General features: G+C 65.2%; 13 protein-coding genes. 4 read left to right on the top strand and 9 right to left on the bottom strand.

Annotated features, from left to right (window positions below; all coding sequences use genetic code 11):
- From HY058_03150 to HY058_03115, 8 genes are all read right to left on the bottom strand, one after another.
- The coding region (locus HY058_03150; protein ID MBI3496284.1) for an ABC transporter substrate-binding protein at window positions 1-399 on the bottom strand (399 nt) is incomplete at its 3' end.
- Between the two features lie 102 nt (window positions 400-501).
- On the bottom strand, window positions 502-1,401 hold the full coding sequence (locus HY058_03145; protein ID MBI3496283.1) for an ABC transporter permease: 900 nt from the start codon (window positions 1,399-1,401) through the stop codon (window positions 502-504).
- Window positions 1,401-2,330: an ABC transporter permease gene (locus HY058_03140; protein MBI3496282.1), complete on the bottom strand. Its 930-nt coding sequence runs from the start codon at window positions 2,328-2,330 to the stop codon at window positions 1,401-1,403. Before HY058_03140 ends, HY058_03145 begins: the two co-directional genes overlap by 1 nt.
- Before the next feature lie 2 nt (window positions 2,331-2,332).
- Entirely contained in the window at window positions 2,333-3,334 is a 1,002-nt protein-coding gene (locus HY058_03135) for an ATP-binding cassette domain-containing protein (protein MBI3496281.1), read from the bottom strand.
- Window positions 3,331-4,320, bottom strand: coding sequence for an ABC transporter ATP-binding protein (locus tag HY058_03130; GenBank protein ID MBI3496280.1), 990 nt, complete (start codon window positions 4,318-4,320; stop codon window positions 3,331-3,333). The genes HY058_03135 and HY058_03130 overlap by 4 nt, the downstream gene beginning before the upstream one ends.
- A 272-nt stretch (window positions 4,321-4,592) precedes the next feature.
- On the bottom strand, window positions 4,593-5,048 hold the full coding sequence (locus HY058_03125) for a cupin domain-containing protein (GenBank protein MBI3496279.1): 456 nt from the start codon (window positions 5,046-5,048) through the stop codon (window positions 4,593-4,595).
- A 133-nt stretch (window positions 5,049-5,181) separates the two neighbouring features.
- The gene (locus HY058_03120; protein MBI3496278.1) at window positions 5,182-7,392 is read right to left on the bottom strand and encodes a penicillin acylase family protein; all 2,211 of its coding nucleotides are present in this window, start codon (window positions 7,390-7,392) and stop codon (window positions 5,182-5,184) included.
- A gap of 125 nt (window positions 7,393-7,517) precedes the next feature.
- Window positions 7,518-8,060: a PAS domain-containing protein gene (locus HY058_03115; GenBank protein ID MBI3496277.1), complete on the bottom strand. Its 543-nt coding sequence runs from the start codon at window positions 8,058-8,060 to the stop codon at window positions 7,518-7,520.
- Here HY058_03115 and HY058_03110 point away from each other — a divergent pair.
- The 3 genes from HY058_03110 (at window position 8,059) to HY058_03100 (ending at window position 9,764) form a co-directional block, all read left to right on the top strand.
- Window positions 8,059-8,919 (top strand): amidohydrolase, encoded by an 861-nt coding sequence (locus HY058_03110; GenBank protein ID MBI3496276.1) that lies wholly within the window; start codon window positions 8,059-8,061, stop codon window positions 8,917-8,919. The genes HY058_03115 and HY058_03110 overlap by 2 nt on opposite strands.
- 93 nt (window positions 8,920-9,012) lie before the next feature.
- Window positions 9,013-9,384 carry a DoxX family protein gene (locus HY058_03105; protein MBI3496275.1) on the top strand — a complete coding sequence of 124 codons (372 nt, stop codon included), beginning with the start codon at window positions 9,013-9,015 and terminating at the stop codon, window positions 9,382-9,384.
- On the top strand, window positions 9,381-9,764 hold the full coding sequence (locus tag HY058_03100) for a PilZ domain-containing protein (GenBank protein ID MBI3496274.1): 384 nt from the start codon (window positions 9,381-9,383) through the stop codon (window positions 9,762-9,764). Before HY058_03105 ends, HY058_03100 begins: the two co-directional genes overlap by 4 nt.
- Window positions 9,765-9,862: 98 nt before the next feature.
- On the opposite strand, the gene HY058_03095 is transcribed toward HY058_03100, so the two are convergent.
- Window positions 9,863-10,252, bottom strand: a complete 390-nt coding sequence (locus HY058_03095; protein ID MBI3496273.1) for a hypothetical protein — start codon at window positions 10,250-10,252, stop codon at window positions 9,863-9,865.
- A gap of 210 nt (window positions 10,253-10,462) precedes the next feature.
- Here HY058_03095 and HY058_03090 point away from each other — a divergent pair, with 210 nt between their 5' ends.
- Window positions 10,463-11,005: a macro domain-containing protein gene (locus tag HY058_03090; protein ID MBI3496272.1), complete on the top strand. Its 543-nt coding sequence runs from the start codon at window positions 10,463-10,465 to the stop codon at window positions 11,003-11,005.
- Window positions 11,006-11,022: the final 17 nt, after the last annotated feature.

Here is an 11,022-nt window from a genome sequence, read left to right as displayed (position 1 = left end):
CGTCAGATCGTCGACCTTCTCCATGCGCTCGTAGCGCAGCGCGCCGAGCGCGAAATTGAGATCGCCCTTGCCGGCGGCGAACAATTTCTTCGCCCGGTCGAAGGTGAAGACGACGGCGTCCGCATTGATCGGCTCGCCATTATGGAAGGTCAGGCCCGGGCGGATTTTGATTTCCCAGGTCAGGCTGTCGATAGCCTTGATGGACTCCGCGACGGCCGGCACGATGCGCCCTTCATTGTCGAGGCGGAACAGGCCCTCATGAATCGACAACATGATGTTGGAGTCTGCGGAGCTGTATTGCGGGTCGAGATTGACGGGCTCGCTGTTGACGAGAACCACGACCGGCTTGTTCGCGGCGGCGGCGGGCGGAGCAAAGAGAGCCGACGCGCCGAGGCCCATGGAGAAAAGCGCGGCTCCAACCAGCAATTTTGTTTTCATATCAGCTCGCCTCCGTGCCGGCGCGGGTGAAAGCGCCTGGTTGATGCCGCTTCTGGCGCCCGACTATAAGACGTTCCTCAGCCGAGGGTCGAGATAGTCCCGTAGCCAGTCGCCGAGAATATTGATGGAGAGGACGGTGAGGGAGATGGCCAGGCCCGCCGGGATCGTCAGCCATTCGGCGACCCCGACATATTGGCGCCCGTCCGCCAGCATGGTGCCCCAACTCGGAACCGAGGGTGGCACGCCGACGCCGAGAAAGCTCAGCGAGGCTTCGGCGACGATGTTGCTCGCCATGGTGAAGCTGGCGACGACGATCACCGGGCTCCAGACGTTGGGCAGGATGTGCTGGAACAGTATCTGCCAGGGCTTTTCTCCCGTCGCCCGGGCGGCCAGCACGAATTCGTCCTCCTTGATCGACAGCACCTGGCTGCGCACGATGCGTCCATACTGCACCCAGCCGGTCAAACCCAGAACGAGGATCAGTTTGTCGAGCCCGCTGCCGAGCACGGCCATGATCGTCAGAGCCAGCAGGATCGTGGGGAAAGAGAGCTGGATATCGGCGACGCGCATGATGATGTCGTCGACAAGCCCGCCGAAATAGCCCGACACCAGCCCCAGCAGCAGCCCGATCGTGCCCGCGACCGCGACCGCCGAAACGCCGACGATCAGCGACACGCGCGCGCCATAGATGATGCGGGCGAGGACATCGCGGCCGAGTGAGTCCGTCCCCAGCCAGTAGGTGGCCCCGGCGCTGTTGACATAGCCCGGAGGTTTGAGGCGCTGGATCAGTCGGATGGCGAAGGGGTCGTTCGGCGCGATCCAGGGTGCGGCGGCGGCGGCCAGCGCCACCAGCAGCAGGACCGCCAGGCCCGCGAGCGCCACCTTGCTGCGCAAGAGCCGCGGCAGGAACTGACTTTTAACCGGGCCTGGGTCCGGATTCAGAATGGCCGGCGGTCCGCTCATTACGCGCCGAACCTGATGCGCGGATCGATCCAGACATAGGCGAGGTCGATCAGGAGATTGAGGCCGGCGAAGATCAGCGCCAGCATGATGACGCCGGCCTGGACGACGAAGAAATCCTTCGCGCCGATGGCGGACACGATCTCGCGCCCGACGCCGGGCCAGCCGAAAATCGTCTCCGTGATCACCGAGCCGCCGAGCAGGAACCCGAGCTCCAGTCCGACGGCGGTGACGATGGGCAGAAGCGAATTGCGCAGGACATGGGCGTAGATGACGCGGTTTTCCGAAATGCCCTTGGCGCGAGCGGTGCGGACAAAATCGCGCTGCAGGAAGTCGAGCATGGACGATCGCGTGAGGCGCATGTTGCGCGCGATGGGAAATGCCGCCAGCGTAATGCCCGGCATGATAAAATGCCGCCAGTCGCCGCTACCGGAGATTGGCAGCCACTTCAGCTCCACGCCGAACAGCAGGATGAACAGAATGCCGAGCCAGAAGCTCGGGATCGACTGGCCCGCCAGGGCCAGCACTTTCACCGCATGGTCGAGCGGCGTATTCGGCCGCGTGGCCGAGAGGACGCCGAGTGGGATCGAGACGATCAGCGACAGCGCGAAGGCGAAGGCCGCGAGCTCCAGCGTCGCCGGCAGCCGCTCGGTGATCACCTCATAAGCCGGTTGGTGGCGGATGAAAGAATAGCCGAACTCGCCATTGAGCGCGTTGCCGACGAAGCTGAGATACTGGATATACCACGGCCGGTCGAAGCCCATTTTGACGCGGTATTCCTCGATCTGCGCCACGCTCATGCGGTCGGCACTGGGGCCGAGTATCACCTCGGTCGGATCGCCGGTCAGGAAAAGCATTCCAAACGCAACGACGCTGACGCCGAGGACGACGATGACGGACTGCAGCAGGCGGCGGATGACGTAGCGCATGATCGTCAGACCTGCGTTGCGGGGCGCGCGCCGACGAGATGGCACGCGGCCCAATGGCCGGCGCTGACCTCGCTGAATTCCGGTTCGACGCTGCGGCATCGGTCGATCGCGTGGGCGCAGCGCGTGCTGAACACGCAGCCCGGCGGCGGACTGGCGGGGCTCGGCACCTCGCCCTCGAGCAGGATGCGCCGTCGCCTGCGCTCGAGCGGGGGATCAGGAATCGGAATGGCCGACAGAAGCGCCTGGGTATAGGGATGCAGGGGATTTGCGTAGAGTTCCGCGCTCGACGTCAGCTCCATCATCTTGCCTAGATACATGACGGCGACACGCGTCGATATATGGCGGACCATGCCGAGGTCATGCGCTATGAACAGATAGGTCAGGCCGAGGTCTTCACGCAGCTGCTCGAGGAGATTGATGATCTGCGCCTGGATCGAGACATCGAGCGCTGAAATGGGCTCGTCGCAGACGATGAAATCGGGCGACGTCGCGAGCGCCCTGGCAATGCCGATACGCTGGCGCTGTCCGCCCGAGAACTCATGCGGATAGCGGCTGCGGAAGGACGGATTGAGGCCGACCCGGTCCATGAGCTCGCTGACAAGGCGCCGTTCTTCGTCCGCGTCTTTGGCCACGCCATGGACACGCAAGGGCCTCGCGATGATCTCGCCGATCCGCATCTGTGGATTGAGCGACGCATAGGGATCCTGAAAAATCATCTGCATATGCCGGCGCGCAAGACGCAACTCCTCGGGGGTCTGCTGCGCGAGATTCATGCCCCGGAACTTCACTGCGCCTGCCGTCGGTCGGTGAAGATGCAGAATGGCGCGGCCGGCCGTCGTCTTGCCGCAGCCGCTTTCGCCCACCATGCCAAGCGTCTCGCCCTTGAATATATCGAATGTCAGGCCGTCGACCGCCTTGACCGCGCCGGCGGATTTGCCGAATAGGCCGGCCCGCAGCGGGAAATGCATCTTCAACCGGTCGACGCTGACCAGGACCGGCGCGCTCATTGCCGCTCCCGCCCTGTCATCTGATGATTCCAGCACGCGACCACATGATCGGACGCAACGTCGGCAAGACTGGGGTTCTGCGCCCGGCAGCGGTCCTGCACGAACGCACAGCGCGGCGCGAAAGGGCAGCCCGCAATTTCGCCGGTCATGACAGGCGGAAGCCCCCCAATGGCCTGCAGTTTCCTCTTCCCCGTACCGTCAAGGCGCGGCAGCGAGTTCAGCAGCCCGATCGTATAGGGATGGGCGGGGTGGGCGTAGAGCTCGTCAACCGGCGCCTTTTCGACGATATAGCCCGCATACATGACGGCGACCGTGTTCGCGAGGCGGGCCACGACGCCGAGGTCGTGCGATATCCAGATGATGGCGGTGCCAAGCTCGGACTGCAGGCGCTTCACCAGTTCGACAATCTGCGCTTGGACGGTGACATCAAGCGCCGTCGTCGGCTCGTCCGCAACGATCAGCTCCGGTGAGCATGACAGCGCCATGGCGATCATCACGCGCTGGCGCATGCCGCCGGAGAACTGGTGCGGATAATCATCGAGCCGCGCCGCCGGCCCGGGGATGCCCACCAGAGCCAGAAGTTCGGCGGCCCTGACGCGAGCCTGGGCCAGGGTGAGGCGCTCATGGGCCTTCAGATTTTCAGTGATCTGCGCGCCGATCCGCATGACCGGATTGAGCGAGGTCATCGGATCCTGAAAAACGACCGCGATGGAGCCGCCGCGGATTTTTCGCAGCGCTTCCGCATCGAGGCTGAGGAGGTCCTGTCCCTTGAAAGTGATGCTGCCGCCGGTGATCCGCCCGGGCGGCGACTGGATCAGCCGCAGGATCGAGAGTGCCCCCACGGTCTTGCCGTTGCCGCTCTCGCCGACGATCGCGAGGCACTCGCCACGGGCGACGGAATAGGAAATTCCATTCAGCGCGTTGACAACGCCATCGATCGTATAGAACTTCGTCTCGAGGTCTCGGACCTCCAGAAGTGTCGGCACGTTTCCTCTGCGCTGGGCCTGCGGGCGCGCGAAGTTAAGCACCTTCCCGGGGCCTTCGCAAACAGCAGCTCACCCCATGGCGGCGCGGACAACCCCAAGAGTCCAAAGCTTCGGATGGCAGTCCATGACCACGGGCGGGTTCAGCCGCGGTCCTGCCGGCGCTGGGCCCGCATCTCCTCGCGCAGGCTTGCCTGGCGGCGTTCCTCTTCGCCGGTAACGAAATCCTGGCTGACGACATAGTTGCCGACGAGGATACGCTCGACGCGACCCGCTCACGGGGCGCTGGCCGGCCCCTTTGGCCGCGCCAGGACCAGCCCGTAGCGGGTCATCACCTCCACCATTCTCGCCGGGTTGGGGCCGCCCGGGGCGTTGGCGATTTCCGCGACATCGCGGAAATATTGCGCGCCGATGTCCGGGGTCAGAATCACCAGCGCCCGGGCCGGGCGGTCATGCGGGTTGCTGAACGCATGGACGGAGCCGCAGGGGGTATGCATACGCTCGCCCGGTTTCAGGTCGCGCATCTCGTCATCGACCGAATAACGCAGCGTGCCTTCGAGCACATAGACGACCTCTTCGTTGTCCGTATGGCTGTGCGCCGGCGGAACCCGCGCTCCGGCGGGCACCGTAAGCTCGAACATGCCGATCCCAGCGCCGCTCACGGTCCCGTCGATCAGATATCGGATTTCGAGCTGCCCGATCTTCACCACGGGCTGTTCCAGCGGTTGCATTTGTCGCCTCCGCGCCAATCCAGGCTGTTGTTTGCCGACATTCCCCAGATGACAAAGCCTGCATGCCCCCGATGGCCGAAGATCAACGTCTACAGGAGCATTCAGCAGCATTTAGCCGCGATGCACCGACGCCTCAGGCGGGCCTGATCTCCATCCGGCTCTCCAGATCGGCTTCCACCCGGGCGCGGTCGAGATGCACCACGTGATAGGTACCCTCGAGGAACGGCTCGAACTGGTCGCGGTAGTGGGGCGTGCCCGGCACGCCGGAATTGCCGATGTTCTGCACGGCGCGGAACGACCGGGGTTCGGCGAAGTCGACGACGATGCGGTATTCGGCCCCGGATGAGGCCGCATGCGGCGGCAGCTCGCCGCCCATGTTGCGCACCGTGTGCGAGCCGCCATCGGCCGGCTTCGGCCCGATGTCGAACGCGGCGGCATTCGTCGGGCTCGACAAGGGATGCTTCCAATGGGCGATGTGGATGCGTCCCCAAGTCCACATCGTGGCGTCGGCGCCGAGCCGCGCCTTGAGCGCCGCCATGGCCTCGGTCGCCGCCTTCTCCGCCTCTTCCGCCTGGCTGGTCTTGAAATAGGCGAGGTCCTGGTTCTCCAAGAGGCCGACGGCGAGATTGGTCTGCTGCATGGTCAAGTCGAGCAGGCGCTCAGGCATGTGCACGACCAGCACGCGGCGCTGCCAGTGATACATGAAGGTCTCGAACAGCGTCGGCGCGGTGCTGTCGAGCGTGTAGCGGAAGTCCCAATCCTTGAGCGAGGCCGCCAGCGCCTTGGCATCGGCGTCCTTGGCATGGGCCAGCGCCTTCAGAATGTGCGGCACCGTGCGTTCGGCGCGCACATTCTTGACGTCGTTCTGCAGACGCACCGTCGCTGCCCGATCCGGCTTCGCCTCGGCGAAGGCCTGATTGATGCGGATGGCGCGGTGCGCCTGGGAATAGGCGCCGTAGATCACATGGCGATAGCCCGGCGGCACGATGCGCTGGTTGGCGCTCGCCACATAGCCCCGCTTCGGATTGTAGCTCGAGGGCAGTCCATCGAACGGGATGGTGCCGACCCAGCGGTCCTCGGGGTTGGACGCATCGCGCACGCCATGGGTGACGCGGCCGCGGACGGGGACGCGCCCGGCCATCTGGTAGCCGACATTGCCGGCGCTATCGGCGTAGACGAAGTTGAAGACGGCGACCGACCAGTCGCGGAGCGCATTGCGGAAGCCCTTCCAGTCCTTGGCGCGGCCGATGGCGATGCTGGCGCGGAGGTCGTCGAGATGCTCCAGGCCGATCCAGCGGAGCGACATCGGCGGATCGCCGGCAGCCTCGATCGACGGCACCAGCGTATTGACGATCGGGCCGCGCACGGTCGAGCGCAGCATGGCCTTCCGCGCCGCTTCGCCACGGACCGGGATGGTGACCTCGCGCTCCTCGAATTTGCGCCAGACGTCGCCGTCGCGGTAGCGGCTGGGATCCTTGGGATCGACCGCCTCGCGGTAGAGGTCGCGGGTGGAGGCCATGTTGTTGGTGAGCGCCCAGGCGATGGTCCCGTTGGAGCCCCACCACAGGCCGGGGAAACCGGGATGGCCGCACCCGGCGGCATCGTCCTCCGGCCCATGCAGGCCGTATTCGTACCAGCTCGACGGCACCCAGAAGGGTTGATGCGGATCGCCCGCCAGCACCGCCTTGCCGGTGGGCGTGGTCTTGCCCGATGCCGCCCAGTTGTTGCTGCCGGTCTGATCGTCGCTGCCGGCGGCGAGCGAGGTGCCGTCGGAGAGGACCACATGCTCCGCCGCTTCCGGCGTCAGGTACATCGCGCGCATGGCGTCCGGCAGCAGGCGGGCCGCCTCGGCCGCGAGCAGCCGGTCGATGCGTCCGTTCAATGACCACCAGAAGCCGCGGGCGATCGCCACCACGTCGCCGACCGTGAACGGCTCCGGCGCATAGTTCAAGAGCTTGAACTCCGGCGGCAGCTTCTGGCCGAAGACCTCGATCTGCCGATTGATGCCGGCAACGAACGCCTGGATCGTCTGGTAGGTCTTTCCGTCCGTCTTCGCCGGCTCGCTTCTGGCGATCAGGTCGATGCCGACGGTGAGGTGGGCGAGGTCGCTCGTGACATAGGCGGGCCCGAGGATCTCCGCCTGGCGCCCGAGGGCCCGCCGGCGCAGCCGGTCCATCTGCCAAAGGCGATCCTCGGCCATGGCGAGCCCAAGCCCGAAATAGAGGTCGGTGGTCGCGCCGGCATAGATGTGCGGAACGCCGGCGCGGTTGCGGAGGATCTCAACCTTGCCGCGGACGGCACCGGTTAGGTGCCCGTCGCGGGGAGCGGAATCATCGAATGTCATGGCAGATCCATTGGAGAAGGGCGGCGCCGTCGAATTGCGGTGCCGGTGAAAGCTTATCGCGGTTCCCGGCCTCGGTCACGGGATTGCCGCGCCGTCGACGATTTCGGCACGCCAAGCCGGTAGGTTCAGCCGCGGTCTCGCCAGCGCTGGGCCCGCATCTCCTCGCGCAGGCTCGCCAAGCGGCGTTCCTCCTCGTCGGTGACGAAATCCTGGCTGACGACATAGTTGCCGACGAGGATACGCTCGACGCAATCCGCTCCGGGGTCGCCGAACGGCAGCGCCAGGCGGCCCCAGGCGCGGCGTTCGAAGACGACCATCGCCGGGTTGACGGTGTAGATCGGCTTGCGGCGGCTGAGCAATGCCCGGTAGGTTGCAAGGTAGAAAGCAGGTCCGGGACCTCTGAGGGTCCGTCGCATCTCGTTGACCGTATTGCCGGTCCAGTCGAAGCGCGCCTCCTTCGCGACGTCCGTGCCGTAGAGACGGAAACGGAAGTCGGCGCCGTCGCCCAGCACGGCGAGGACGATGAGATTGCCGAGCACCGGCTTCAGCGCGAACGGGTCGATGGCGGATACCGGCGGCAAGGCGGCCTCTTGGCGTCGCCAGAACAGCACCGCGCGGTGGGTGGGCGAAGTGCGCGAGCCGAACAAGCCCGATAGAATGCCGCGCATGATCCTGGATGCCCATTGCCATGCTTGGGAACGCTGGCCCTACCAGCCCGAAGTTCCCGATCCCGACAGCCGCGGCCGTGCCGAAAATCTCCTCTGGGAGATGGATGGCGCCGGGGTTACCCGAGCAGTCATCATCTGCGCCTCGATCGCCGGCAATCCCGAGAACAATCGCTATGCCTTCGCGCGTGCCGCGAGCTCAGGGGGAAGGCTCATACCGTTCGCCGACGTGGACTCGCGCTGGATGGCGGTGCATCACACGCCGGGCGCAGCCGAGCGGCTGCAGCTTGTCATCGAGACATTCAACCCGCGCGGCATCACGCACTACATGAACGAAGATGCCGACGCCGGTTGGCTGCTCTCTCCCGACGGTCTCGGCTTCGCGCGTCTTGCCGCAAGGCATGGGCTGATTTTCCGTCTCGCCTGCGGCCCCTCGCAGCTACCGACGATTGCCGGGCTCGCCGAGCGCGTTCCCGATCTCACGATCCTTCTGCACCATCTGGGGCGCGTGCGCGGTGACATTCCCACAGAGGAGAGCGGGCTGGCGCTCCTCCTCGAAGGCGCCCGCCTGCCGAACCTCTACGTCAAAGTTTCCGGCTTCGGCTATGGCAGCCGGCGCCCCTGGGAGTTCCCTTATGCGAAGATGCTCGACGTCTTCCATGCGGTGTATGACCGCTATGGCGCCGAGCGATTGCTGTGGGGATCGGACTATCCCGTGGTGAACCGCTTCATGACCTACCGTCAGTCGCTCGAAATCCTGCGCTCCTGTTGCCCTTTCGTTTCGAGTCAAGACATGGAAAAAATCCTGGGTGGAACGCTTGGCCGTCTGCTGGGAGATGCCGAATCGAGTGGACGGGGCTAGCAGAGCGAGCACTAAGGTATGATACGCTCGAGCGGGGGTGGAGGGAGAGCGACCATGTTGAAGAATTTGCTGGGGCCGAGTCTGCCGGACCGCATGCTGAGCGTCATGCGCATCGCGGTGGCATTGCTCTATCTGGAGGCGGGAACCGCGAAGTTCCTCGGCTTTCCGCACGTCGCCAACTTCGACACTCTGTCGACATTCTCCCTCATCTGGTTTGCAGGCGTGATCGAGCTCGTCGGCGGCACGCTCTTGGTGCTTGGGCTGCTCACCCGTCCCGTCGCTTTCCTCTGCTCGGGAGAGATGGCCTTCGCGTATTTCATCTCGCATGCGCCGCGCAGCTTCTTTCCGCTCCTGAACGGCGGCATCGCGGCTGCGGCCTATAGCTTCGTGTTCCTTTACATCGCGGTCGTCGGCGGAGGTGCCTGGAGCCTCGATCGAGTCCTGGAGCGCCGCCGAAGCGAGTGAGCGACACCTTGCTGGACCGCCTCAAACGACTGCTTCTCAGGAAAGCGGAGGGTGCCGATCGGCGTCAGGCGCTACGGGTGGACACGCCGGCGCATTGCTTCGTCGTCATCGAAGGCAGGCAGTATCCGCTCCGCAATTGGAGCGCGATCGGGTTCCTCGCCTCGCCCTACGAGGGCGAGCTGGCGGAAAATGGAACCTTCGAGGTCGCGATCTCCGTCCGGCAGGACGTTTTCGATTTCATCGTCGATGCCCGGGCGATCGTGGTCCGAAAGGACGCAGCCGGGCTGGCGGCGAAGATCGTTTCCGTCGCTCCTGAGGTCATGCGCCAGATCGAGGCGTATTTCAGCCACCATGCGTTGTGGGTGAAGGTGAATCGCTGAGGCCGACGAGCGCGCGAGCGCCAAGGCTCCTTGCCTGCTGGCGGCTAGGCGTGCGCTGAAGGAACGTTTCGGGGGGCGGGCGGCCGGCACCGGCCGGATCAATGCAGCGCGGCGTGCACCAGCTTGTAGCCGACCGCCAAGAGCACGACGCCGACGAAGCCGATGCAGACGATCTCGACCGCCATGCGGCGCAAGGTGGCATAGATCGGTTCCGGCAGCCGCGGCGGCCGCCAGTTGCGAGGCTTGGCGGCGCAGGGCTGGCGGTTGCGGTCGCGCTCCGGCCAGGCGCTGGGCGCGGCGCGGGCGTGGACCCGATTCGGCTCGGGCTCGAAGGTGCGGGTGGTGGGCAGGACCGCCGGCGGCAGGAAGTCGCCGAGCATGACATGGTCGGGCTTCATGGTGATCTCGACCCAGCTCTGCCCGGAAGGCGGCCTTCGGGGCGCTCCGGGCGGATTGGAGGCGGGGCCGGCGAGGGTCGGATAGGCCATGGATGCATCTCCTTCCTGTATCCTCGGTCGATCCGCATTTTCCCGAATTTGTTAGCTCTAGCAAAACGTTAGAGTGTGCCTGCAAGGCAGCTGCCGATCGACATGCCCATACCAGCACAGTTTTAGCTAAAATGCAATTTAAATTGCATGCATGCCGGCGAAGGCCTATATGGGACTGATGGGGATCGCAATCGCCTTGGCCGCGGTTTGATGTCAGTCAGAAGCTGCATCGGCAATCTGCTCGACGACGATGCCGAGGCGCTCATCGATCCGGTCAATTGCGTGGGCGTCATGGACCGCGGTCTCGCCCTGCAGTTTCGCCGGCGCTGGCCGGCCCACCATGCGGCCTATGTCGAGGCCTGCAAGCGGCGACAGATCCGGCCGGGCGCCCTCTTGATCACCCATGCCGCCGATACCAAGCAACGCCTCGTTGCCTTCCCGACCAAGCGCCATTGGAGCGAGAAATCGCGCCTGGACGACATCGAGGCCGGGCTGTTGGCGCTTCGCGAATTCACTCTCGACGAGCGCATCGTCAGCATCGCCGTGCCGCCCTTGGGCTGCGGCCTTGGCGGGCTTGACTGGCATCGCGTACGTCCGCGCATCGTCGCCGCATTGGGCAACGCGCCGGTCGAGGCGCGCCTCTACGAACCCATTCCGCAATCCGGCGTCGACCGCTCGATCGATGCCATCGACCGCGGCGGCCGTCATGCCTTCAACGGTGCCGGATTCGGACGGGTGGCACTCCGCTTCTGATCGCTGAAACGGCGATC

The sequence above is a fragment of the Pseudomonadota bacterium genome (genome assembly GCA_016195085.1).
Lineage (GTDB): Bacteria > Pseudomonadota > Alphaproteobacteria > SHVZ01 > SHVZ01 > JACQAG01.
The sequence above is the reverse complement of the archived record's forward strand: the minus strand, read 5'-3'. Positions and strand labels throughout refer to the sequence as shown.

Bases quoted from the DNA above. Each gene is read 5' to 3' on its own strand.
- HY058_03110 (MBI3496276.1), top strand. From the start codon at position 8,059: ATGATCCTGGATGCCCATTGCCATGCTTGGGAACGCTGGCCCTACCAG.
- HY058_03125 (MBI3496279.1), bottom strand. From the start codon at position 5,048: ATGCAACCGCTGGAACAGCCCGTGGTGAAGATCGGGCAGCTCGAAATC.
- HY058_03115 (MBI3496277.1), bottom strand. From the start codon at position 8,060: ATGCGCGGCATTCTATCGGGCTTGTTCGGCTCGCGCACTTCGCCCACC.
- HY058_03095 (MBI3496273.1), bottom strand. From the start codon at position 10,252: ATGGCCTATCCGACCCTCGCCGGCCCCGCCTCCAATCCGCCCGGAGCG.
- HY058_03090 (MBI3496272.1), top strand. From the start codon at position 10,463: ATGTCAGTCAGAAGCTGCATCGGCAATCTGCTCGACGACGATGCCGAG.
- HY058_03105 (MBI3496275.1), top strand. From the start codon at position 9,013: ATGCTGAGCGTCATGCGCATCGCGGTGGCATTGCTCTATCTGGAGGCG.
- HY058_03120 (MBI3496278.1), bottom strand. From the start codon at position 7,392: ATGACATTCGATGATTCCGCTCCCCGCGACGGGCACCTAACCGGTGCC.
- HY058_03145 (MBI3496283.1), bottom strand. From the start codon at position 1,401: ATGAGCGGACCGCCGGCCATTCTGAATCCGGACCCAGGCCCGGTTAAA.
- HY058_03135 (MBI3496281.1), bottom strand. From the start codon at position 3,334: ATGAGCGCGCCGGTCCTGGTCAGCGTCGACCGGTTGAAGATGCATTTC.